Below are 22,623 nucleotides of genomic sequence, written 5' to 3' on the forward strand. Positions count from 1 at the left end.
ATAAAAGTGGCCAATGCGCGCATCGTCAACCGCGCCCTGATGGCGCCCAGCCCGCTTATTTGTGGGCGTCGGTATACGGCAACAGCGCCAGAAAACGAGCCCGCTTGATCGCGGTGGCGAGCTGTCTTTGATATTTTCCTTTCGTTCCGGTAATGCGGCTCGGAACGATCTTGCCGGTTTCCGAGATATATTCTCTAAGCACGTCGAGATCTTTGTAATCGATCTCTTTAACGCCTTCGGCAGTGAATCTGCAATATTTTTTACGCTTGAATTGGCGAACCATAAAAGACCTGTTTCTTGACTGAGGTTAAATATGTGGATCGAAACCGTAGGAGACGAATCCGGCTTTATGCCGCCCGCCGCCTTAGGTATCCGACGGCGCTTCGTCGCTGCTTCCTTCGGAAGCGCTCGCCGCGGTTTCTTCGTTTCGTTCCGCTTCGGATTCGATTTGGCCGGATTTCGCCATGGGCGACGGCTCGGTGACCGCCTTTTCGCGACGGACCGTCAAGCTGCGCAGCACGGCATCGTTGAAGCGGAACCCACTTTCCAGTTCGTCAAGAGTCTGTTGGTCGCATTCGATGTTCATCAGCACATAGTGTGCTTTATGAATCTTATTGATCGGATAGGCCAATTGCCGGCGGCCCCAATCTTCCAGACGGTGGATTTTTCCGGCGCTGGATTCGATCATGGTGCGGTAACGATCCACCATGGCGGGAACCTGCGCGCTTTGGTCCGGATGGACCATAAAAACGATTTCATAATGTCGCATATTTGCTCCTTATGGATTGAATAGCCTTCCGCACATGCGGTAAGGCAAGGAGTGGCGGCCTCGGCCGCCAACCGGAACCGCGGATTGTAATGGGTTGCCCGTTACCTTACAAGTCAACGGATTGGCGCGAGCGGCGAATCCGCTTTACGAACCGGATGAACTCGGTCGGTGCACGGCTCCAGCCCATTCAAACATACACATTGAGCAATCCGTTAGCCGCCGCGGATCGGCCCGAGTCCGTCAGAGCGCTTTCCGCTTTCTCCGAAGCCCGATTCGAAAACGGCTGACTCCGATCGTCAAAACGCGATTGCCGGCTGAAATCGGGCGATGCGCCGGATTCATTCGACATCCCCGGCGGCGCCGTCACATGGATGTCGACCAGGGTGATCTGCTGGGCGCCGAGCATTTCCCGCAGCCGGGGAACCGCCGCCTCGATGGCTTCCCGCACCGCAGCGTGATGGGCCGAGAAATGAATGGCTGCCTGATCCTGATCCATTTGGATGCGAATACCCAATGGCCCCAAGTGTGCCGGATTGAGCCGGATTTCGGCCGCCTGCACGCTCTTATCGGCCATCCATATGATGCGGTCGCCCAAACCGTCCTGCCATTCGGGTTGATTTAAAGGCCGATTGAGATCCGGCACCGATTCGTGGACGGCCATCGCGGAACCCGGCGGCACGGGCGCGGACGGCGCCGCCGGCACGGCAAAACCCGCGTTGGCCACAACCGCAAGTTTTTCGTCGAACGGCCCGATCCGCTCTTCGCCGGCTCCGCGCTCGATCGAGTCTTTGCCGACCGGATCCGCGGCAAGCTCATGGGGCAACGCCATGTCCGAATCATCCACTGCCGAAGATATTGCACCGGACGGAGCGCTTTCTGCATCGGGCGGAAATGTCATCCGCTCTCCGCGCGCCACACCCACATCGCCGGGCGCGCCCGTCATGTCTTGTCCGGGCGTCTGGCGAAGCAGGAACGCCGAGGCGTTTCCCGCGGACATTTGCGGCATCGGCGTCTCTTCGCCGCTCGTAGCGGGCGATTCGGACGGCGCTAGGGGCGGCGGAACCAGATAGGCGGCGAGTGCGGCCAGTTCTGGATCCGTCGCAAGCTTTTCCGACTCCGAATCATCCCGGCTCGGCAGGGCGGTTTCCGGCAATGAAGCGTCCTCCTCCGGCAAGCCGTTGCCGTTCGGCGCTTCCGTGCCGGAAAGCGCGTCGAGGCTGGATGAATAATGAAGAAGCGTCTGGAACGCATCCTCGGGTGGGGCGCCCTCCTCCGCCGAAGCGGCGGGAATCTCTCCGCCGGCGTCTTTCATCGATTCAAACTGCCTGACCAGCGCGGCGAGAAAGGCGGCCGGATCCGCTTGGTCCGGCGCGGCGCCGCGGGCAAGCTGCGCCAATTCGAGAATGGAAGCGGGGGCGGCCGATACCGCGGTCATCGAGTTGCGAATACTCATGGTATGAATTCCGAAATCGCACGACCATTTTTAGCAAGCTGAATGCCAAAACGGCCAAAGCGTACTCATCTGAATACGGTCAGGATGCCATTGGCGCCGTTCGAGCGCCGGCCGGCCCTTTCGTCCTGTTCCGCTTGCTCTTTTTTTTCCTCCAGGCGCTTCTCTTCGGCAAGCATGTTCTCGAAAGCTTTTCTGATGCCCAGACTGCGCTTGCGCGTCGCTTCCCATTCCGCCTGGCGGCTTTGCAACTCGGCTTGCGCCGCCGTCACGGCCTTTTCCTGATCGGCGATGGCGGTATTGATCTTAGCCAGAAACATCCGGTACTCGATCAATCGGCGCGTCCCGAATCCCTCGGTGCCGGACCTTTGGAACTGGGCCGAATAATTGTCTCGAAACGTCATGAGACTGTTGAGACCCCGCTGCGCGCCCTCCAGCTTTCGCCGGCTTTCGCCCAGAACGCGAGCCATTTCCTTTTCCTGGGATTCCACGCGTTCCAGAACCGGGCCCAGGCGCTTCGATCGTTTCATGCTTTAAGTCCTGTTCGCTCGTTTCGGCATGCCGGACCTCATGGCGAGGACGCATCCATCAGTTTTGCCAAATCATCGAGGCTTTGTTCAAACCCGACCGCCTCATGCAGATCCTGTTGCAGAAAATTCATGATGCCCGGATTCATGGCGATGGCCTCGTCGATGCGCGGGTCCGATCCTCTATGATAGGCGCCGACACTGATCAGATCACGATTTTGCTGATACATCGAGTATAGGCGTTTAAATCGCCTGGCAAGCTGCACGTGCCGCTCGTCGGCGATGTCCGTCATGACCCGGCTGACCGACGCCTCGATGTCGATGGCGGGATAATGCCCCGAATCCGCCAACGCTCGGGACAGCACGATATGGCCGTCCAGTATTCCGCGCGCCGCATCCGCGATGGGATCGTTGGCATCGTCGCCCTCGGCGAGCACGGTATAGAAGGCGGTGATCGATCCTTCGCCGTCGTCCCCGTTTCCCGCCCGCTCCACGAGTTGCGGCAGTTTTGCGAATACCGAGGGCGGATAGCCTTTGGTGGCGGGCGGCTCGTCGATGGCCAGGGCGATTTCGCGTTGAGCTTGCGCGAAGCGGGTCAGCGAATCCATCAGCAGCAGGACATCGAGGCCGCGGTTCCGGAAAAACTCCGCGATGCTCGTCGCCAGCAAGGCGCCGTGAAGTCGCATCAAAGGCGGGTAATCCGCCGGCGTCGCCACGACGACGGCTTTGGCGCGCCCTTCTTCCCCCAAGATTTTTTGCACGAACTCGTTGACTTCCCGGCCGCGTTCGCCGATCAGCCCTACCACCACCACGTCGGCGTTGGTGTATTTGGTCATCATGCCGAGCAGATTGCTCTTGCCCACGCCGGTTCCCGCAAACAGCCCGAGGCGCTGCCCTCGTCCGACGGTGAGCAAGGCGTTGATTGCGCGCACCCCGACATCCAAGGGTTCGCGGATCGGTTTCCGCGCCAAAGGATTGATCGCGCTGCCGGTCAGCGGCATCGAACAATCGGTCTGGAGCAGCCCTCTCCCGTCCAGGGGCTTGCCGGCTCCGTCCAGCACCCGCCCGAGCAAACCGAATCCGACTCGGACGGAAGACGTTGGGGTCAGCGGTATGACTCGGCAATCCGGCTCCAAACCTTGAATATCGCCGGTCGGCATCAAATAAATCCGCTCCCCGGCAAAGCCGACCACTTCGGCTTCCACCTGTTTTCCGTGGGCCGTCTTGACGATGCAGCGGGCCCCGACGGCGGCTCGGCAGCCGATGGCTTCGAGCGTGAGACCGACCATCCGGCTCAGCTTGCCTTCCACCACCAGTTCCGGGGGCTCGATCAGGCGCTCGCGGTAACCCGCCAATTTCGCTGCCCAGGATTCGTTGAGCCTAGATGCCGGAGCGAAATCGATCACGTCCGATCCTCATCGCGCTCACCGCCGAGCAGATGCGCGATCACCGATGCGAGCCGCTTTTCGACCGTGGCGTCGATGTGCGAGGTGTCGGTGGTTACCCGGCAACCGCCTCGGGTCAATAGCGGATCTTCAACGATCCTCCAGCGCGGCCCCGCTTCGTCCAGCGCGAGCGTCGACCGGACCAGCTCCGCATCGTCCGGGTGAAGATGGAGACTGATCTTGCGCGCGCCGGAGGGCAAGATCGCCGTAGCCTGGCGCACCACGGCGACGATCTCTCCCGGTTCGGTTTTCAGCTCTCGCCGAATGAGTTGCTTCGCGATGGCAATCGACAAAGCGACCAGTTCCTGTTCGACCCGAGCGTCCACTTGGGCGAGCGGCTCGCTCAGACAGTCGATCAAGGCCTGCAGGCGTTCGGCCAAGACCGCGGCGCTTGCGCGCCCCTCCTCATATCCCCGACGGTAACCTTCTTCGCGTCCATCCCGGTATCCCTGCTCCGAGCCTTCCTTATGGCCTTCCTTATAGCCGGCGGCGCGAGCTTCTTCGTACGCTTGCTTCTGCATGGCCTCGATCTCTTCGGCCGTGGGCATCGCGGGATATTCCGTTTCCTCCTCGACCGCAGCGGCGGGCGGCTCCGGCTCCGCCTCGCCCATGACCGGCAGCGTCCACGGCGCAAGCGCAGCGAGTTCCTCCGCGGAAAATCCTTTAAATGAGCTCATCGCTGCCGCCGAGCGAGAGTTCGCCAGCCTCCGCCATGCGGCGTGCGATGGCGAGGATGTCTTTTTGCGCCGCCTCGACATCGCTTAAACGGGCCGGGGCGGCCGCTTCCAAATCGTCGCGCAATATCTCCGCCGCCCGCCGCGACATATTGCTGAAAATCTTTTCTTTCAGCGTATCGTCGGCGCCGCGCAGGGCCAGCAATAACGAATCCGTCGACACCTCGCGAAGCAAGGTCTGGATACCGCGGTCATCGATGTCGACCAGATCGTCGAACACGAACATCTTGTCCTGGATCTTCTGGCCGAGATCCGGATTGACTTCGCCGATCTGCTCCATGATGGCGCTTTCGACGCCGCTGTCGATGAAGTTGAGAATATTGGCCGCCGCCTCGATGCCGCCGAGCGTCGACGATTTTACGTTGGAGTTGCCGCTCAACTGCTTCTCCATGATGTCGTCGAGCTCCCGAAGCGCCGACGGTTGCACTCCTGTGAGCGTGGCGATGCGCATGATGAGATCGGGCCGCACCCGTTCCGGGAGATAATTGAGGGTTTCCGCGGCCTGGTCGCTGTCCAGCAGCGATAAGATGATCGCGACGATTTGAGGATGTTCGAGCCGGATCAAGTCGGCGATGGCGCGAGGGTCCATCCACTTGAGCTGTTCCAGGCCCTTGCTGTTGCGGCCCAGCAGAATACGGTCGCAGACGCTGCTGGCCTTGTCGGCGCCCAGGGCCTGCGTCAGCAGATTGCGGATATATTCTTCCGAATTGACGCCCAGCGCGGTCTGATTCCGGATGTCTTCGACAAATTTTCCGAGGACGTCCTCGACCATATCCATCGTGATGTTCCGAAGCTCCGCCATGGCGGAGCCGATTTGCTGGACCTCTTTGGGAGACATGTGCTTGAGCACTTCCGCCGCCCGATCCTGGCCCACCGTCAGAAAGAACAATGCGGCTCTCTGCGGCCCGTCCAGTTTCGTCGCCCCTATTTCAGCCATTTCCGCTCATCCAGTTCTTGATGACCTGCGCGACGCGCTTGGGATCTTGATCCACGGCCCGCTGTGCGAACGCCACGCGCTTTTCGTGGCTTTCCGGCGCATCGAGCATCAACATGTCGTCGTCCTGGGCCACTTGAGGCGCCTCCTGAGAAACGCCGGATTCGGCCAGGACGCCTTCGCTCGCCGCGCCCGATTCCGCGGCGTCCATATCGCTTTTCGCCGATTCGCCGCGCCCGACGAGACCTTTCACCGCCGGTCTGAGCACGCCCAGGATCAGTGCGAGCACGACCAGGGCGGCCCCGGTCTGCTTGACCGCCGGCCAGAACCAGTTCTGTTCCCAAACGGGAGCGGCGGACAGGTTGTCGCTCTCCGCCCGGAACGGCGCGTTGGTGACGGTGACCCGGTCTCCTCGGGCGGCATCGTAGCCCACGGCTTCCTTCACCAGATTGGTGAAACGGGTCAGGTCTTCTTCGCTATAGGGCTGAAGCGCCACGCCGTTATCGCCCTGTGGAATGTGCCGATAGTCCACCACGACCGCCGCAGTGATGCGCCGCACGACTCCGGTGCCGAGGCGGGAGTGGCTGACGGTTTTGTCCAGTTCGTAGTTTCTCGTGGCGCTCTTGCTGGTGTTGAGAGGCGGTTCCGATAGCTGTTGCCCGGGCGCCGCGGCACCGGTGGTTTCCGGCGCGACGCCGGCGGGCGGCGGCTGATTGGACAACGCTCCCGGCACGCCCTGCACCGCCGAGCCCTGGTTTTGCTCCTCGCGGGTCTGTTCGCTGCGCAGCGCGGGCAAGTCCGGGTTGTACACCTCCTGCGTGCGTTCGGTGACGGTGAAATCGATGTCCGCGGTCACCTGGGTGCGCAGTCCGTCCCTCCCGAGCACCGGGCTCAGGATGTTTTCGATGCGCTCGATGAGATGCTCCTCGACTTGCTTTTTGTAGTCGAATTGCTTGGCGTTGAGAGACAGGTCGTTGCCGTTGTCCTTGGCGTTGAGCAGATGTCCCCGCTGATCGACCACGGTGACTTGTCCGGGTTCCAGTTGCGGCACGCTGGAAGCAACCAGATGGACGATGGCCTCCACCTGCCCCGGCTCCAGACCGCGTCCCGAATGCAATTCGACCATGACCGACGCGCTCGGCTTTTTGGGCTGCCGGACGAATACCGATTCCTTGGGCAGGGCGAGATGGACGCGGGCCGATTTGACATGGCGAATGGTCGTGATCGAGCGCGCGATCTCCCCTTCCAAAGCGCGCTGGTAGCGCGCGCCCTCCACCATTTGGCTGGCTCCGAAACCCGATTGCTTGTCCAGCAGTTCGAAACCGGTGCCGCTCTCCTGCGGCAAGCCCATGCCGGCAAGCTTCAACCGCACCGCGTGCACCTGGTCGGCCGGCACCAGGATGGCGCCGGTAGCCGGCTGGATCTGGTGCGCTATGTTGAGTTTTTGCAGCGCTTCGACGATTTCGCCGCCTTCCTTCTCCTCCAGATTGGCAAACAAGGTCGCATATTCAGTCTTTTGCGCCCACAGCAGCACGGCAACTACGGTCGCGACGGCGAGCGCCAGAGCGGCCATCAGTCCGATTTGCCGGCCCCGCGGCATTCGCGTCCAGCCCCGCAGCACCGCCGGCAGTTTGTCCTCCCGGACGGCCGGCGCCGGTCCGCCCGGCACTAGGGTTTTGTTTTCGCTTTGACTGAGTTCCATCGGGCGCTACCGTATCGGTTCCGGATCACATGGGCATATTCATGACATCCTTGTAAACCTCTACCAGCTTGTTCCTGACCTGGACCATCGCCTGGAACGACAGATTGGCTTTCTGCAGCGAGATCATCACTTCCGACAGACTGGCGTCGGTCTCGCCGGATTCGAAGGCTTCCGCCAATTTGTTGGCTTGTTGCTGGGTTTCGTTGACCTTGTCGATCGAATCCTTGAGCAAAGTGCCGAAGTCGACCGTGCTGTCGGCCGGCAATGCGGTGCTGCGGGCCTGATCCCGCATGATGCGCATCTGATCGAGAACTTTATTGATTTCGAGCTCGCTCATGGTTATGCCCGTTTTTTTGTCGTTACGTCCATGAATGCACGATTTGCGCCAATATCAGACAGAAACCGGATATCCGGCCTCGCGCAATTTGGCCAGTTTGTAGCGGAGCGTGCGTTCGCTGATCCCAAGCCGTTCCGCCGTCGATTTACGGCTGCCGTTTTGTTCCTTGAGCGTGTCCAGAATGATCTTTTCCTCCAGGGTCCTCAGTCCGTCCACCAGGGTCTCGGCCGGCGGGATATCGACCGTCGCCGGAATTCCGTCACGCCCGCGGATATCGTCCTCGAATGCCAGATCTTCGGGCGCAATGCGGTTGCCCGACTGGAGTATCAAGGCTCTCTGAATCAAATTGTCCAATTCCCGCACATTGCCCGGCCACGAATAGGCCGACAGGCGGTCGGCGGCATCCTCGCTCAAGCGCGGCAATGGTTTGCCGCTTCGCCAATGGCGCCGGACAAACGCTTCCGCCAGGGGGCGAATGTCTTCTTTCCGCTCCCGCAACGGCGGGATGGTCAATGGAAACACGCTCAGCCGGTAATAGAGGTCTTCCCTGAACAATCCGCGCCCGATCCAATCCTTCAAATTTCGGTTGGTCGTCGCCAGCACGCGGATATCCAGGGCGAGCGGCTTGCGTCCGCCCAGGCGCTCGACCTCGCGTTCCTGAAGCACTCTGAGCAGTTTTGCCTGCAAGGCCAGATTCATCTCGGATATTTCGTCGAGCAGCACGGTGCCGCCCTGCGCCATCTCCAGTTTTCCGGGCATCAACTGCGCCGCTCCGGTATAAGCGCCTTTCTCGTAACCGAACAGCTCCGCTTCGAGCATGTTTTCGGGGATCGCGGCGCAGTTGATGGCAACGAAGGGACCGTTGTATCGGGCGGAACTCTGATGGATGTAGCGGGCGAGAACTTCCTTGCCGGTTCCGCTCTCGCCCTGAATCAAGACCGTGGCGTCGGATTTCGCGACCCGGGCCGCCAGGCCGAACAGCTTTTTCATGGCCGGGCTTTCCACCACCCGGCCGTCGGTCTTCCCAGGCTCCGGCAGAATCCGCCGCGAGACCTGCTCGACCAGCGCTTCCGCCGCGAAGGGCTTGACCAGATAATCGCAGGCTCCGGCCTGCATGGCCTGAACCGCATTTTCGATGGTACCGTAGGCGGTCATGAGAAGAACCGGCACTTCCGGATAATCCGTCCTGATGCGTTCGAGCAGGCTCAGCCCGTGAAGGTTGGGCATCTGCACGTCGCTGATTACCAGTCTCACCGGCGACTCCGCCAGTCTGTCGAGCGCCTCCCGGCCGTCTCCGGCGGCCATCGTCCGATAGCCGGCGAGTTCCAACGTGTCGGTTAACGCCTCCGACAAGGCGGGGTCGTCTTCGACGATCAAAATGTCAGATTGCTGCATCGTGTTCTCCCATGCTCAGGCGCGGCCGGAAAGATCCGCCGGCAAAGGCGTGCCGCCCGGTCTTAACGGCAATTGAATACGAAAGGTCGAGCCACGGCCCGGCGAGGACTCGCACCAGATGCGTCCGAGGTGCGCCTTGACCACGTACTCGGCGATGGCCAGCCCGAGTCCGGTGCCATTGGTCCGGGTGGTGAAAAACGGTTCGAAAATCCGCGCTCGGATATCTTCGGAAATGCCCGGACCGTCGTCCGACACGCTGATTTCCAAGCGGCGGGGCTCGGGCTGCTCGGCGACGACCGTCACGCGGCCGCTTCCGGCCAGGGCGTCCACCGCGTTGTTGACCAGATTGATCAATACGCCCAGGAGCGCGTCGCCGTTGCCGTGCAGGTCGTCGTCGCCGCATCGGGTGATCGCCGTGAAACGTATCGATTTGCCCTGGAGCAAGGGTTCGCAGGTTTCGACGAGCTTGGCCAGGAGCTGGCCGATCGAAAATTGCGCCTTGGCCAAAGTGCCTACCCGGGCGAACGTCAGCATGTCGTTGACCTGACGTTCCAGGTAATGCAGCCGTTCGGTCAGTTTCGCCGCAAATTTGGCACGCTGCCCGATCTCGAGATCGGGCTTCGCGAGATGGGAAGCGTACAGCAGCGCCGTGGCGAGAGGCGTACGCACCTGATGGGCGAGGCTCGCCACCATTTCCCCCAGCGCCGAAAGACGCCTCTGGTGGTCTGCCCATTCCTGAAGAGAACGCATCTCCGTGACGTCCGTCAGGAGCGCGATCCGGCCTGGTTCGTCGCCGAGCGGGCTGAGCGTCAGGCTGATCGTTTTTCCGCCGGGCAGAAGCCGTTGATGGGGATTCTCGACGATCGGCAAGGAATCCAAGACATCGCGCCAGATTCTTCCCAGCAACGGCTCGCCGAGAAACTGGCCGGCCACCGGGTTGTGTTCGGCGATCAGGCCGCGCTCGTCGATCACCACCACGCCGCCCGGCAGCGTCTTCAAAAGCAATTGCAGACGATTGGCCAGAATTTCCTTTTCCGCCAGCGTCTTCAGCCGTTCGCTGCGGGCGGCCGCGAGTTCTTCGTTGAGGCGGGCGACTTGAGCCTCGAGGTCGAGATAGGATCGGGTGAGATTTTCGGAAAGCGCGTTGAATACCTGAAAGGCATCCTGCAAACGCTTGGCACTGTCGAAAGCTTGATTGCCCAAAGGAACCGCCGAATCCGGTAAAGTTGAACCCGATCGGCAACAAGCAAACGAAGTGCCACTTTATGAGCCATAAAATACAACGACTTAGACGGCGCCGATTCGGGCGGCCGTCAAATAATCGTCGTTTCTTCCCCGCGCAAGCCGTATTTGCGCAGCTTTTCCACCAAGGTCGTGCGCCGCATCCTGAGCAGATTGGCGGCATGAGCCACGACGCCGTTGCACTCGTCCAGGGCCTGCTTGATCAATTCGCATTCCAGATTGTTGAGATGTTCGCGCAAGTCCAGGCCTTCCCCCGGTAAACGCGGAATTCCGGGCGTTTCGCCCGAGGCGGCGTTTCCGGGCGAAGGGTCGCGCCGCGGCACGCCGTCTTCCGGCTTGACGTATTGTTGGAATTTTTCCGGCAGATCCGCCGCGTCGACGATGCCGTTCGGATACAAAATGGCCAGGCGCTCGATCAGGTTGGCCAATTCCCGCACGTTGCCCGGCCAGTGGTATCTCTGCAATACCCTGAGGGCTGCCGAGGTCAGCCGCAACTCTCCGCGCTTCTCGGCTTTAAGACGGGCGGTCAGATCGTCGATCAGGGCCGGTACGTCTTCCTGTCGGTCGCGCAAAGACGGCACCTCGATCGGAAAAACGTTGAGGCGATAGTAAAGGTCCTCCCGAAACCGGTTTCGGCTGATTTCCTCTTCCAGATTGCGATGGGTCGCCGCGACGATGCGCACGTCGCACTGGATGGTCTTGTTGCTGCCGACCCGCTCGAAGCAGCGCTCCTGCAAGACTCGCAGAAGCTTCACCTGCATCGATAAAGGCATATCGCCGATTTCATCCAAGAACAGGGTACCGCCCTCGGCCATTTCGAAACGCCCCTGGCGGGAGCTGAGCGCTCCGGTGAAGGCGCCTTTCTCATGGCCGAAAAGCTCGCTTTCCAGGAGTTCGCCGGGTATGGCGCCGCAATTCATGGGCACGAAAGGCTTGCTCCGGCGGGCCGAGTAATAGTGCAGATTGCGGGCGATCACCTCTTTGCCGGTGCCCGATTCGCCGAGAATCAGAACCGTCGCGTCGGACGGGGCGACCTGCCGAATGAGCTTGCGGGTACGCTGGACGGCCGCGCTGGCGCCCGTCAAACTGCGGAACAGTTCCGGCGGGCGGACGCTCCCCGGCTCGGACGCTCCCCGGCCGATCTTTTCGAGGCAGGCGTTCAACGTGGCGTAGTTGGTCGGCCAGGCCAGCACGGCGGCGGCCCTGTTTTCCAGCCCGGCCGGCAAGGGACTGGCCGAGGTTTTATCCATCACCAACACGAGCGGCGCCTGCCTATAGAGTTCCGCGAGCCGCAACAACACCTTTTCGACGTTACCGTCCACGCCGACGAAGGCGACATCGAATGCCGGTTCCGACTCCGCATCGAGATGATCCGGATCGCGCACGACGGTCTCGCAATCCAGAAATCTCAAAACGGCGCCCAGCTCCGTACATAAGATGCCATTGCTTTGGACTAATAAAATTCGGCGCAAGCCCATCTACTTTCGCTCTCTATCGGCATGGCACTGTCCGGTGCGTCGGTCGACCGGATGTTATGGTGGATATGCAACAATGAACGGGGGGAAAGTTTAGCCGTCAAAATATCGTCGTCAACCGCAGTTTTTTGAATCCGAAGGACAATCCGATGACGAAAGACAGCAATTCCAGGAACCGGATACGGCAATACGAGCTATTTTTATTCGAAGGCATTTTATTCGAAGGCAAAATCCGACGGTCATCGTTCCGTGGCGGAAACGAGACAGCGGAATAGCGTGTATACTTTTAGCAACAATAAGCTTTATGTCATCAGGCGGGCTCTTCAATGGCCAAGTTAACGCTCACGTTCAAAGGCAAATCGCTCCAGGCCATCACGCTCGGGCCGGGCGAGACCGGCATCGGCCGTGACCCATCCAATGCCTTGCATATCGATAGCCTGGCCGTTGCGCCCCAGCACGCGGTTATCGAATCCGCTTCCGAACAACATCTCATTCGAGAGACCGACAGCGGCTTCCCCGTTTTCGTCAACGATAAAAAAGTTGCCGAGCATGTCCTCGATCACGGCGACCGCATCACCATCGGCAAGCATGTGATTTTCTATGCCAAGGAAGAAGTCTTTCGAGCGGAGCGGGAACCGGATTCCGAACCGGATCGGGGCGTCTGGACGGATGCCGACGCCAAATTTTTCAACGGCAGCTTGCAGGTGCTGAACGGGCGCCAGATCGGGCTGGTCATTCCTTTGAAGAAAGCATTGGTCCGTCTCGGCAAAGAAGGGTCCGGCGTGGTCATCATCGCCAAGCGCAAGAACGGATATTTTATTTCTCCCTTGGCGGACGGCACGACGCTGACGGTCAACGACAGGCCGGTAACGGATCAGCCCTTTCTGCTGAACGACGGCGACATCGTCAAAGTCAACGATTCCCTGATGCAATTCTTTCAAGAAGAGTGATGGAGCGTCTCGATGCCCAGGATCAGGCCGTCGGATAAACGTCATTTTCACCGCGTAGCGCACGACGCACAGGCCACGCTGTCTTATGAAAACGAAAGCTTTCCGTGCAAGATTCTGGATCTTTCACTCAAAGGCTGTCTGATCGAGTTCGATTCGGACCCGACCATCAATCCCGAAGACATTTACGAACTCCACGTCAATCTGAACGAAACCGTCCACATCCTGATGGACGTTTCCCTGGCGCACCGTAGCGGAAGGAAAGCCGGCTTCGAGTGTCGCCTGATCGATCTCGACAGCATTGCTGCGCTGAAAAGGCTGGTCGAATTGAATCTGGGCGACCCCGAATTGCTCGAACGGGATTTACAGGCGCTGGCGTCGAGTTCGGGCCATTAACCCTCTTACAGCCGCAGTTGTTGGTCTAACGAGGCATGGTAATCGACTGAGGAGACCACCATGCAAGACGCGATACAGCCGTGGGACGCTGAGCTGACGACGCAGCACACGCGGATTGGATCGCGCTTAGATGTATCAGAGTAGAGTCGATTTCGGCCTTTTCTGACATGTCCGACGTGTGGTCAAGGCTTCAACCTGACACCCCCTGCCCTTGGCGTACAGTTTTTTCCGTTTTCTGCGACGGCCCCTAAAAACTGACGCGTATTCCGAATTCGCCGGAGCGGCCGGGCTCGGGCGCGATATTGCGGAGGTAAGACGTGGAATTGCGGATGGTTTCATCGAGCAGATTCTTGCCTCTGACGAATACCATGATCTCCGCGCGGTCGACGGCCGCCAGCCGGTATTCGGCGCCGACATTGAACGACAGATAGTCGCCCGTCTTCGTTTCGTTCTCGCCCGGATTATCCTGCGCCTCGGCATTCATCAGCCGGGCAAAAGCGGTAAGTTTTTCGAATCCGTAATCGAGCTGAAAACCGTACCGGAGCGGCGGTAATCGCGGGACATCGCCGCCATGATCGAACCGGCCGCGGACGTAGTCGGAAAACAGGGTGAGGTCGAGTCTTCCGAACGGCTGGTCGAATACCGGGAATTTCAGGCTCGCTTCGAAACCCGTGAACGTGGCGTCCAGTTGCGTGCTCTCGAGTACCGGAACGCACGCGTCCTGCTCGGAACAGACCGCCTCGAAGCGCTCGTTTTCCCGGTTGAAGACCGTACCGGGATTGCGCTGAAAGATGTAGTCGTTCACCCAGCTGTGAAACAGATCGACCTCGGCGCTGACCCATCCCGGGTTGTAACGGAATCCGAGATCGAGGTTGTAAGACGTCTCTTCCGAAAGCGCCGGATTGCCGAGTTCGAAACTCCGCGTCGCCGCATGAAAGCCGTTCGAGAAAAGCTCCTGAACCTGGGGAGCCCGCTGCGAACGAGTCACCGCAAAGGTCAGCGCCGTATCCTCGCGCAAGTTCCATGCGGCCGAGCCCGAGGCGCTGACCGGCGTATGCGAGCGGCTCTTCATGCCGTCCGGGCTGATGGTCTGATCTTCGACGCGCAATCCCAGTTCGAACAGCACGTCGCGCCATTGCCTGTTCTCGACGGCGAAAAAGCCGTGGGAGGAAATATTGGATTTCGGCACTACGGCCTCCTCGCCCACGGCAGAGAATTCGCTGCTCTGAACCTGGGCGCCGACCGTTCCGCGCCACGGGCCGATGCTCTTGTGAGCCAGTTCGATCCGTCCTTCCACCGCCTCGTTGCTGAACACGGTGCCGGCGACGCCGTTCTCCTGCTCGACATGGCGGTAATCGGTATAACCGAGGCGCAGCCTGAGTGCCTCGGCGAAAGGCGCGGGATCGTAAAGCTCGCTCTTGAAATCGTAGCGCGACTGCTCCATATCGACCCGAATTTTGTCCGCTCCGGATTCTTCGCCGTGTTCATGTCCGTGACTATGCGCACCGGGCGGAATGCCGTAATCGTTTTCAAGACGGTTGACCGAGAAGCCGAAATAGCCCGGTTCGCCGACGAACGAGAAACCTACCGTGCCACCTCGCGCCCTGGCGTCGGTGTTGGCGATATAGCCTTTGGTATTGGCGCCGGGTTCCTCATGCCCTTCCTCGCCGTAAGAGGCCGCTTCCGCCTTTTCGTCAATGGCGAAGCCCGGAATTTCGACATCGTTCCGATCGCGGTAGAAGCCGTCCAGATGCAGGGCAAAGAAGCCCTGCCCCGCATCCAGCCGCAAAACGCTCGTGGTTTCGTCGGATACGGTGTCGTAGCGCTGTTCCGCCGCGCCCGTGACGATCTTTTCCGGAAGCCGGTCCGGAATCCGGTTGTCGATGACGTTGACGAAGCCGCCGATGATCCCGCTGCCGTACAAGAGGGTTTGAGGTCCCCGCAGCACTTCGATGCGCTCGGCGAGAATCGGCTCGACGGCATTGGCGTGATCGGGGCTCAGCGTGGACAAATCCTGAATGCCCAGACTGTCCTGCATGACCCTCACGCGGGGACCGCTTTGCCCACGGATGACCGGCTGACCGACGCCGGCACCGAAGGATGAACTGGTCATCCCGAGTTCCTGGTTCAAGGTTTCGCCCAAGGTATTGCCGACTTTCCGCATCAGTTCATCGCCCGTCAAGGCGTTGAAAGGACGCGCCGACGCCTCCGCCGGTTCAGGGGCCGGCGCGGTGATCAAGACCGACTCCAATTCCTTGGCGGGCTCCTCCTCGGCCGAGGCCTGCGATGCCAGGGATGCGGCCGAGACCATCAATACGCCCACTCGCTTGTACATGAATGATATTTGTTTAAATGTTATATCGTCACATATTGGATATAAAATCCGCCGCATGCGGCGGGCATCGAGTGCGGCCCGACTCGCGACTCAGGCGCTGGCTCTATGGCGCGCGCAATGAGCGCACAAGCCGTGAATCTCGATGGCTTTCCGGTGGAGGGTGAATCCCGCCAGTTCTACTTCGCTCGCCACCGCCGCCATCACGCCGGCTCCCGGCCTCTCCTCGACGTTCCCGCAATGCTCGCAGATCAGCAGCAATTGCTCGTGCCGCCGCTCGGAACAGTTGCAACCGACGAACGCATTGAGGCTTTCCACGCGATGGATCAGACTCTGCTCCATCAGGAATTCCAGAGCCCGGTAAACCGTCGCGGGCTTTGCGGCCTGCTCGAACGGCTTGATCCTGTCGAGCAGATCGTAAGCCTTGACCGCTCGGTGGCTTTCCCAGATCAGTTCGAGCACTTTGCGACGAATCGGCGTCAACCGAACTTCGCGCTGGGCGCATAGCTGTTCCGCCACGCGTAGCGCCCTGTCGACGCAACCACGGTGATCGTGAGTGGGCGCCGTATGCTCGTCTCGGTGGGGCGGTGTCCTGCCATTCATCAGTTGGACCTCGAGCGATATGATTCCATATGTTACTTTATAACGTCTCCATATCTTGGACAAGCGGAATGTTCCGGGACGAGGTTTCCCCGTTACGGAACGGAGCACGGGGACAGCGCGGGCGACGTCACGGTCATCGTTTTTCCATGCCAGGCGGTCGTCCGAACGATCGTCGAGCCGTTCCGTCTGCCGCCCGCCGGTATGGATGGAGCGATTTATCTTCCCGGCAAAAGCGGCAGCTTCGGCAACGGAGGCGGTGCCGGCAGATTGGGCAAGCGCGGCCGTTCCGCCGGAGCATGACGAACGTCGCTGTGATGGTGCCGATGCTTGTGATGTTTGCGCTTGGGTCCGTGCCCGCCCGAAGCTACGGAAGAACCGCTGAACGCGACGAGCAGTATTGCCGAAACCGATTTCAAAATGAAAGCACGCATGAATTGAACCTTTCCCCCTTGCAACCATATGCGCCATGCTTTAAGCAAAAATCGGGCCACACATGGCCGGACGAAGCGCGGGCCGCGCTGCGCCGGATCGGCGTATGACGGCAAGACCGTCTCGCCTCCCGCGCGTCGGGATTGAGCGACAATCACTCGATCCGCGCGAGCTCCGGAACGACCCATGCTTCGGTCGAAAGCTGATAAGGATGGCCGCTCGGAGAGCGCAAATCGATTTCGACCAGATACGCGCGATATCTGTCGCGGGGCGCGCGTACGGAAATGGTGGCGCCATTTCTCTCCGGATCGAGATCGAGGCTGCGGCTCGACCAAACATCGTTACGAAAATCGCGATCCGAAGATTCGGCGGTCCAAAGACGTATCGCCGCGGGTGCGCTGTCGGTTTCCACGCGTATCGTTTCGTTATCGCCTTGTGTGTGCGTCCATGCCAATCTGGGCAGCGGGCGATTTTCGGCGACCAATTCGAAAAAGGCGGCGAGCGTTTGCCTGGCTTCCGGGGTATTGCCCGCGCCGTGACCGGCGTTCGGCGCTTGGAACAGCAATTTGGGCTCGGGCAAGTCGTGCCAATAATGACGTAGCGAGTCGACCGTCCAGTAAGGATCGTTGGTGCCCAGCAGCAGCAGCTTCGGCATCGTGTAAAGCGCCCGATACGCGTAGGGATCCACCCAAACGCGCAAGCGCTGCATGGAGATATTATCGTCGAGTGCCCGATGCAGGCCTAAATCGGTGTAATCGCGGATATACTCGCTTTGCCGACCGTAGACCCTCTCGGTCCATTGCAGTTGGATTTTGATGTTCAACATATCGAACACCATCGGCGCGATGGCTTGTACCCGCCGATCGACGGCCGCCGTCAGCCAGGTCGTCCAACCCCGTTTGGATGCCCCGGAAACCAGAAATTTCTCGATGCCGAGATTCAACGTCCGGCGCGAGAATGCCTGAATCGCGTCCATGCCGCGGACCGCGCTCTTCACCATGGGAAACAGCAACGGCCAGGTTTTGTCGTTGGTCGCCGCATACCGATCGAAGGTGTAGGCGACGAGCGCATCCTCGCTACGTCCGTACAGCGGCTGATTGGGAATGCCGGTAATGGCCGCCGCCACGCCGCCGGCTCGTTCGGCAACCGTTTTCAACAGATCGATGCCGATGGCGCCATCGTGGGTGATCAGAAAAAAAGCCGTCTTGGGATTCCGGAGTTCACGGGGCCGAACGATGACCAGGCCGTGATTCCACGTCTCGCCATGCCATTTCTGGGATATCAACTCCAGGCGGATAAGCGTTCCCCACGACTCTACGGCTTCCGACACATGCCGCCAGCGGTATGCGGTATCCGGCGTATTAACGTAATCTTCAAGCGCTCCCGTCATTCCTCCTCCATTCAATGCCGTCGAAATTCAAGAACAAAAGCGATTTGCCGCACCCCCGAACCGTCCATCGTGGAAGTTTTTAAAACATGCCCGGCCGAACGATGACATGGCGAATCCAGGGTGAATTTCTAGCGCGTTTTCAATACGGGCGTAGCGGGCAACTTGAGTCGCCCGCTACAACTCCAATGCCCCACGAATCGAAAACCCCGATTTCATTCTCCAGCGCCTAGCCACTCGTCGGCGATTCTTTCCACACTGCCGGATTCTTTCAAAGACAACAGCGTTACATTCAGCGAGTGTAGCAATGTAGTATTCAGCGGTAACGCAAATCCGTATCCTTGACGGATATATTCCGCCGTTGAGACGGCCACGCTTTCATCGTCATAGCGCTGTTTTAAAAAAAATAGTATTTGCGGACGATCGTATACAACCGCGTCCGCTTTTTTACTTTTCAACAGATCGTAACCTTCTTGCAGGGAATCGATACCCACATTGATTCCGCCGTAATTCTTCACGAATACCTCTGCAGGCGAACCCGATACCACGGCCACCTTTTTACCTTTTAGCGCATCGGCCGTGGCAATAACGGTGGCATTCATCCCGGTCAGCGTAAGCGTGCTGGCTATACCGGCCACCATGGTAGTCGCAAAAATAATGGAGACCACCATCCAAGAACCCGCAATAATACGGCCCCATAAAGTAGCCGGCGCTTTGTCTCCATAACCGGTGGTGGACATGGTAACGATAGCGCACCACATGCCGTTGGCAATGCCTCTGATCGGGTCATGCGGGAATTGCTCGGAATTCCTTTCCCGTTCCGCTATCCAAAGAAGCGTTCCCACGCCGCCGAGTATGAGCAAGAAAACAAACAGGGCAATAAAAAAACGTTTGCTGAAAAACGGGCTGATTCGGTTCCACAAAGACAGCCCGTCGGTACGCGATAAAATAGATAAACTAGATTGATAGTAAGGTTGTGTAAACTTCACCCGCTCCGCTCTATCCGATGTGATGCTGACAGGCCCCACCACCACGTCGATCTCGCCGGCCTGAAGTGCCTGCAAAGCTTCCGGAACGTCTTCATATTGTTTCAGCCGATATTCCCATCCTAACCGCGAAGCCAGAAGCCTCCATATTTCGGTTGAAATACCCCTATCAAAGGTATTAACCGCTACAAAAGGCGGCGTACCTGCAACGCCGACCGTCAAAGTTTCCGACGCGCCGCCATTCGAATCGTTCTGCGCTCGAAGCGGTAAGGCCAGCGCCATGCCGATGCAAAATGAGAGGATTAACCATTTCCGGAACAGGGTCGATTTTTTGTATCTGTCGCCATCCATTATTTCGCCTTTTATACTTTTTGTAAGTATTCGATCGATCTGTTTTTAATCAAGCAAAATTTCGATAAAAAACCGTTTTTCGTCAAACACGCGAAGCTGCCTGCAATGTAAAAAATTCTCGATCCATACTCTGTCCGGTTTTTATCCTTTCATACTCGCTCAATCGGCCGGGCCCGGCTTCGCGCTCTCCCGCGGCAAAGCCCGAAGATCAGGGATGCCATTCTCTCATGGCCGGCGTTTTTCGGGGTGTCAAGGCGAGTCTTCGCGCCCCCGGGAAACGGCATTCCGGTTCGGCGCGAACACGTTCTCGCCGAACCGGTCTAATTGCGGCAACTCTTTGTATTTTAAAATTTTTTACAGCTTTTCAGGGAACTTAATGCGCAAAAAATTGTTTAATGCCTTACATGGAGAATTGATTGTTTATCGTACACGTCACGCGAAGATCACCGCCTTGTCATTTCTAGCCCAAAAACAAGCCGCAGTCTCCGGCTACGACGGCATCACCGCCGCTCGCCGGCCTTCAAGACCCCGGTCCGTCGACGCTCCGCTGCCGGCGATCGACTGAGCGCAATCGGGGGAGCGTCTTCCGGAGCCATTCATCAACCCAACTCGCACCCGACGATCCGACGACGTGCCGTACCGTCAACCTCCCGAAACACCCTAAATAATCTCTCCAGCCCGGATATTCCGGCTCCTTTTACTTTCTATTCCTAAGACGAGCAGTACAAAAGCCATAGCACCTCGGAAGCAGGCGACCGCTTGCGGAGAACGATGTACGAAAGGTTATCTGTACGCCAGGAGTTGACCTAGTTATGACCCACGTGAAAGAACGCGAAAACATCGCTGAGCGCCCGGCGACCGCCCTGCCGCCCGCAGCCTATCTCGAACACGATGACAAGCCTCTCGCGGGCGCCGCAAAGCCGGCGGCAGAGAAAGCCGAGCCGTCGCGGAAAGTCGCACGGAAAACCGCAAAGATCGAAGCGGCGGGCGTTTCCCCCCTGGATTTGCCGAACGACGTGTTCGAGGCCGGACTGGAGCGGCGCAAGCACAATCGCGCGGCGATACTCAACTGGATACGCGAAGCCTTGGTGGAAGGCACGGACTATGGACGCATCCATCTTTTCAATCGGGAAAAATGCGCCTTTGCCAAGCGCGGCGAAGCGCGCTTGTGTCCGATCAACAGCCATTGGAGCAAGCCCAGCCTGTTCAAACCCGGCGCCGAGAAGATTTGCGGCATGCTCGGAGTCACGGTGCATTATCCGAATCTCACCGCGTACGAGCAGGCCGCACTGTCGGGGCAGCGCCTCGGCACGATCATTTTGCGTTGCGAACTGCGCGACAGCCAGGAGCGGACGGTCGCCGAAGGCATCGGCGCGCGTAGCGTGCAGCAGGATTACGGCGACCTGAACAAGGCCCTCAAGATGGCGGGAAAGTCCGCGCACATCGATGCGACCCTACGCATGGCCGGGCTCAGCGAAGTGTTTACCCAGGATTTGGAAGATATGCACCTGGGGCCCAGTTCGAAGCCGCAAGCGGCGGGCGATCTCAAGGAGGAAGTCGGCGAGCGGGCTCCGGCCGAGCCGACGCCGTCTCCCGAAATCCCCGGCCGGGGCTATCGGTTCAGCGGTCTTTCGCTGACCCAACTCGAGCAACTGGAGGCGCGGATCAAGGAACTCGGACTGGACCGCGACCGGGTGCTGCGTTGGGTTAAAACCGCGAGCAAGAACAAACTGAAGGCTTTCGACGAGTTGACGCCGGAGATCTACGACAGGCTCGTCAAAAAGCTGGAGGAGTGGGCCGGGCAGGCATCGGGCGAAAAGAGGTGATCGGCGTGGAAACGAAGCTTTACGAGATAGCCGAGCAATATCAGGATGCCCTGGAGAGCCTCGCGAATCCGGATCTGCCGCCGGATGTGGTGAGCGACACATTGGAAGCGCTGTCGGGCGAGATCTCCATCAAGGCATGGAACGTCGCCGCCGCCCTCCTGCACATGGAGGGCGAGGCGGAACTGATTCGTCAAGCCGAGGAGCGGATGAGCCGGCGGCGAAAAGCCCTGGAAAACCGCGCGGCGGGATTGCGCCAATATCTCAAGGTTCAAATGGAGCGTACCGATATACGCGAAATCAGAAGTCCTCAATTCATTATCAAAATCAAGCAGAATCCGCCCAAGGTGATTGTCGACGACGAATCGGCCATTCCCGAGATATTCAAGCGCGAGGAAAGCGTCGTTCATGTCGATAAAAACGGAATCAAACAGGCACTGCTGTCCGGGCAGACCGTCCGGGGCGCTCATCTGGAACAAGAAACCCGGCTCGATATTGCCTGACGGACGATCGCATTTTGCGAGCTCGAATAAAACCTTTCCTCCCGGAGCGCCTCGAAGTGCACGGTTTTTCGAGGTGTCCTTCGGGGTTCATCCGCCGGTTCGCCGGGAGCGGCATGGGCTAGCGGCGCTCGCCCGCGGGGAGCGATCCGGAACGGTCTGCATCGGCACGGCCCGACCACGGCCGTTGAATTCGAACCGTTGCACGACTTATCGGTTTCGGTCGAAAAATTCGCGGAGCAGCCCGCACGCCCTCGATTCCGGGTATTTGCGTTACGTTGGCTTTGCATATGTCGCGCTGCCGATATACCCCTTGATGCTCGGCTCTTGCCACATCCGCGGAACTATGTCGCCTATGGGCGATTACTTATGGAAATAGCCCAGGAAAGATAGTTTATTTATCCTGCCAAGGAGCGGATTTGAAACCGCTATTAATAGGCGTCTGTTTTAACTTTCGGCGCTTTCGCTTCATTAAAGTGGGTATCGAGGAGTTATCTAGTGAACAGGAAATTGTATGTCGGCAATTTGAATTACGGTCTCGGAAACGAAGATTTACACCAGATTTTCGCGGCACATGGCACGGTATATTCGGCCCATGTGATTCTGGATCGGGAAACCGGGCGCTCCAAGGGCTTCGGATTCGTGGAAATGGGCAGCGCGCAGGAAGCGCAGGCGGCGATCGCGGCCTTGAACGGCAAGGAAGTGAGCGGCCGCAGTCTGACCGTGAACGAGGCTCGTCCGCCCCAAGAAAGAGGCGAGCGCAGCGGCAGCGCCAACCCCTTCGTGACGGCCGCGAGACGCGGCGGAGGCTATGGCAATCGCAGCAACTGATCGGCTCCGCAGGACTCTTGGCACCGGC

22 protein-coding genes are annotated in these 22,623 nt (G+C 59.3%); 6 read left to right on the forward strand and 16 right to left on the reverse strand.

Annotated features, from left to right (window positions below; all coding sequences use genetic code 11):
* Positions 1–55: 55 nt before the first annotated feature.
* From rpsR to ACWJKU_RS09080, 12 genes are all read right to left on the reverse strand, one after another.
* Positions 56–283, reverse strand: coding sequence for a 30S ribosomal protein S18 (gene rpsR, locus ACWJKU_RS09025; RefSeq protein WP_077732549.1), 228 nt, complete (start codon positions 281–283; stop codon positions 56–58).
* A gap of 81 nt (positions 284–364) precedes the next feature.
* On the reverse strand, positions 365–769 hold the full coding sequence (gene rpsF / locus ACWJKU_RS09030; protein WP_454147854.1) for a 30S ribosomal protein S6: 405 nt from the start codon (positions 767–769) through the stop codon (positions 365–367).
* Between the two features lie 187 nt (positions 770–956).
* Positions 957–2,222: a flagellar hook-length control protein FliK gene (locus ACWJKU_RS09035; protein ID WP_454147856.1), complete on the reverse strand. Its 1,266-nt coding sequence runs from the start codon at positions 2,220–2,222 to the stop codon at positions 957–959.
* Between the two features lie 65 nt (positions 2,223–2,287).
* Positions 2,288–2,749, reverse strand: coding sequence for a flagellar export protein FliJ (fliJ, locus tag ACWJKU_RS09040; protein WP_454147858.1), 462 nt, complete (start codon positions 2,747–2,749; stop codon positions 2,288–2,290).
* A 38-nt stretch (positions 2,750–2,787) separates the two neighbouring features.
* Complete coding sequence (gene fliI, locus ACWJKU_RS09045; RefSeq protein WP_454147860.1) at positions 2,788–4,152, reverse strand: flagellar protein export ATPase FliI; 1,365 nt, start codon at positions 4,150–4,152, stop codon at positions 2,788–2,790.
* The gene (gene fliH, locus ACWJKU_RS09050; RefSeq protein ID WP_454147862.1) at positions 4,149–4,868 is read right to left on the reverse strand and encodes a flagellar assembly protein FliH; all 720 of its coding nucleotides are present in this window, start codon (positions 4,866–4,868) and stop codon (positions 4,149–4,151) included. The genes fliI and fliH overlap by 4 nt, the downstream gene beginning before the upstream one ends.
* Complete coding sequence (gene fliG, locus ACWJKU_RS09055; RefSeq protein WP_454147864.1) at positions 4,855–5,862, reverse strand: flagellar motor switch protein FliG; 1,008 nt, start codon at positions 5,860–5,862, stop codon at positions 4,855–4,857. The genes fliH and fliG overlap by 14 nt, the downstream gene beginning before the upstream one ends.
* Positions 5,855–7,561, reverse strand: coding sequence for a flagellar basal-body MS-ring/collar protein FliF (gene fliF, locus ACWJKU_RS09060; protein ID WP_454147866.1), 1,707 nt, complete (start codon positions 7,559–7,561; stop codon positions 5,855–5,857). Before fliF ends, fliG begins: the two co-directional genes overlap by 8 nt.
* 25 nt (positions 7,562–7,586) lie before the next feature.
* Entirely contained in the window at positions 7,587–7,898 is a 312-nt protein-coding gene (gene fliE / locus ACWJKU_RS09065) for a flagellar hook-basal body complex protein FliE (RefSeq protein WP_454147868.1), read from the reverse strand.
* Positions 7,899–7,952: 54 nt separating this feature from the next.
* Entirely contained in the window at positions 7,953–9,293 is a 1,341-nt protein-coding gene (locus tag ACWJKU_RS09070) for a sigma-54-dependent transcriptional regulator (RefSeq protein ID WP_454147870.1), read from the reverse strand.
* Between the two features lie 15 nt (positions 9,294–9,308).
* The gene (locus ACWJKU_RS09075) at positions 9,309–10,496 is read right to left on the reverse strand and encodes a sensor histidine kinase (RefSeq protein WP_454147872.1); all 1,188 of its coding nucleotides are present in this window, start codon (positions 10,494–10,496) and stop codon (positions 9,309–9,311) included.
* A gap of 110 nt (positions 10,497–10,606) precedes the next feature.
* Positions 10,607–12,013: a sigma-54 dependent transcriptional regulator gene (locus ACWJKU_RS09080; protein ID WP_454147874.1), complete on the reverse strand. Its 1,407-nt coding sequence runs from the start codon at positions 12,011–12,013 to the stop codon at positions 10,607–10,609.
* Between the two features lie 323 nt (positions 12,014–12,336).
* On the opposite strand from ACWJKU_RS09080, the gene ACWJKU_RS09085 reads away from it, so the two are divergent.
* Complete coding sequence (locus tag ACWJKU_RS09085; RefSeq protein ID WP_454147876.1) at positions 12,337–12,960, forward strand: FHA domain-containing protein; 624 nt, start codon at positions 12,337–12,339, stop codon at positions 12,958–12,960.
* Between the two features lie 12 nt (positions 12,961–12,972).
* On the forward strand, positions 12,973–13,353 hold the full coding sequence (locus ACWJKU_RS09090; RefSeq protein WP_454147878.1) for a PilZ domain-containing protein: 381 nt from the start codon (positions 12,973–12,975) through the stop codon (positions 13,351–13,353).
* A 247-nt stretch (positions 13,354–13,600) separates the two neighbouring features.
* On the opposite strand, the gene ACWJKU_RS09095 is transcribed toward ACWJKU_RS09090, so the two are convergent.
* The 4 genes from ACWJKU_RS09095 to ACWJKU_RS09110 all read right to left on the reverse strand — a co-directional run bounded on the left by ACWJKU_RS09095 (position 13,601) and on the right by ACWJKU_RS09110 (position 19,441).
* Positions 13,601–15,688, reverse strand: a complete 2,088-nt coding sequence (locus ACWJKU_RS09095) for a TonB-dependent receptor (protein WP_454147880.1) — start codon at positions 15,686–15,688, stop codon at positions 13,601–13,603.
* A gap of 90 nt (positions 15,689–15,778) precedes the next feature.
* On the reverse strand, positions 15,779–16,288 hold the full coding sequence (locus tag ACWJKU_RS09100; RefSeq protein WP_454147882.1) for a transcriptional repressor: 510 nt from the start codon (positions 16,286–16,288) through the stop codon (positions 15,779–15,781).
* 583 nt (positions 16,289–16,871) lie between these two features.
* Positions 16,872–18,107 (reverse strand): PhoPQ-activated pathogenicity-related family protein, encoded by a 1,236-nt coding sequence (locus ACWJKU_RS09105; protein WP_454147884.1) that lies wholly within the window; start codon positions 18,105–18,107, stop codon positions 16,872–16,874.
* A gap of 212 nt (positions 18,108–18,319) precedes the next feature.
* On the reverse strand, positions 18,320–19,441 hold the full coding sequence (locus ACWJKU_RS09110) for a transporter substrate-binding domain-containing protein (protein ID WP_454147886.1): 1,122 nt from the start codon (positions 19,439–19,441) through the stop codon (positions 18,320–18,322).
* A gap of 376 nt (positions 19,442–19,817) precedes the next feature.
* Between ACWJKU_RS09110 and ACWJKU_RS09115 the strand changes: the two genes are divergently transcribed.
* From ACWJKU_RS09115 to ACWJKU_RS09130, 4 genes are all read left to right on the forward strand, one after another.
* Positions 19,818–20,006, forward strand: a complete 189-nt coding sequence (locus ACWJKU_RS09115; protein ID WP_454147888.1) for a hypothetical protein — start codon at positions 19,818–19,820, stop codon at positions 20,004–20,006.
* 247 nt (positions 20,007–20,253) lie between these two features.
* Positions 20,254–21,267 carry a hypothetical protein gene (locus ACWJKU_RS09120; protein WP_454147890.1) on the forward strand — a complete coding sequence of 338 codons (1,014 nt, stop codon included), beginning with the start codon at positions 20,254–20,256 and terminating at the stop codon, positions 21,265–21,267.
* A 5-nt stretch (positions 21,268–21,272) separates the two neighbouring features.
* Complete coding sequence (locus ACWJKU_RS09125; RefSeq protein ID WP_454147892.1) at positions 21,273–21,767, forward strand: siphovirus Gp157 family protein; 495 nt, start codon at positions 21,273–21,275, stop codon at positions 21,765–21,767.
* 495 nt (positions 21,768–22,262) lie between these two features.
* The gene (locus tag ACWJKU_RS09130; RefSeq protein WP_454147894.1) at positions 22,263–22,595 is read left to right on the forward strand and encodes an RNA recognition motif domain-containing protein; all 333 of its coding nucleotides are present in this window, start codon (positions 22,263–22,265) and stop codon (positions 22,593–22,595) included.
* The last annotated feature ends 28 nt before the right edge of the window (positions 22,596–22,623 follow it).

The sequence above is a fragment of the Methylocaldum sp. MU1018 genome, from assembly GCF_053646775.1.

What these genes read in the sequence shown, in the direction of transcription:
- ACWJKU_RS09110 (WP_454147886.1), bottom strand. Translation starts at nt 19,441, where the DNA reads ATGGATGGCGACAGATACAAAAAATCGACCCTGTTCCGGAAATGGTTA.
- ACWJKU_RS09100 (WP_454147882.1), bottom strand. Translation starts at nt 16,288, where the DNA reads ATGAATGGCAGGACACCGCCCCACCGAGACGAGCATACGGCGCCCACT.
- fliF (WP_454147866.1), bottom strand. Translation starts at nt 7,561, where the DNA reads ATGGAACTCAGTCAAAGCGAAAACAAAACCCTAGTGCCGGGCGGACCG.
- ACWJKU_RS09035 (WP_454147856.1), bottom strand. Translation starts at nt 2,222, where the DNA reads ATGAGTATTCGCAACTCGATGACCGCGGTATCGGCCGCCCCCGCTTCC.
- rpsR (WP_077732549.1), bottom strand. Translation starts at nt 283, where the DNA reads ATGGTTCGCCAATTCAAGCGTAAAAAATATTGCAGATTCACTGCCGAA.
- ACWJKU_RS09090 (WP_454147878.1), top strand. Translation starts at nt 12,973, where the DNA reads ATGCCCAGGATCAGGCCGTCGGATAAACGTCATTTTCACCGCGTAGCG.
- ACWJKU_RS09120 (WP_454147890.1), top strand. Translation starts at nt 20,254, where the DNA reads ATGACCCACGTGAAAGAACGCGAAAACATCGCTGAGCGCCCGGCGACC.
- fliG (WP_454147864.1), bottom strand. Translation starts at nt 5,862, where the DNA reads ATGGCTGAAATAGGGGCGACGAAACTGGACGGGCCGCAGAGAGCCGCA.
- ACWJKU_RS09095 (WP_454147880.1), bottom strand. Translation starts at nt 15,688, where the DNA reads ATGTACAAGCGAGTGGGCGTATTGATGGTCTCGGCCGCATCCCTGGCA.
- fliE (WP_454147868.1), bottom strand. Translation starts at nt 7,898, where the DNA reads ATGAGCGAGCTCGAAATCAATAAAGTTCTCGATCAGATGCGCATCATG.
- fliH (WP_454147862.1), bottom strand. Translation starts at nt 4,868, where the DNA reads ATGAGCTCATTTAAAGGATTTTCCGCGGAGGAACTCGCTGCGCTTGCG.
- ACWJKU_RS09085 (WP_454147876.1), top strand. Translation starts at nt 12,337, where the DNA reads ATGGCCAAGTTAACGCTCACGTTCAAAGGCAAATCGCTCCAGGCCATC.
- fliJ (WP_454147858.1), bottom strand. Translation starts at nt 2,749, where the DNA reads ATGAAACGATCGAAGCGCCTGGGCCCGGTTCTGGAACGCGTGGAATCC.
- rpsF (WP_454147854.1), bottom strand. Translation starts at nt 769, where the DNA reads ATGCGACATTATGAAATCGTTTTTATGGTCCATCCGGACCAAAGCGCG.
- ACWJKU_RS09080 (WP_454147874.1), bottom strand. Translation starts at nt 12,013, where the DNA reads ATGGGCTTGCGCCGAATTTTATTAGTCCAAAGCAATGGCATCTTATGT.
- ACWJKU_RS09070 (WP_454147870.1), bottom strand. Translation starts at nt 9,293, where the DNA reads ATGCAGCAATCTGACATTTTGATCGTCGAAGACGACCCCGCCTTGTCG.
- ACWJKU_RS09105 (WP_454147884.1), bottom strand. Translation starts at nt 18,107, where the DNA reads ATGACGGGAGCGCTTGAAGATTACGTTAATACGCCGGATACCGCATAC.
- ACWJKU_RS09115 (WP_454147888.1), top strand. Translation starts at nt 19,818, where the DNA reads ATGCGCAAAAAATTGTTTAATGCCTTACATGGAGAATTGATTGTTTAT.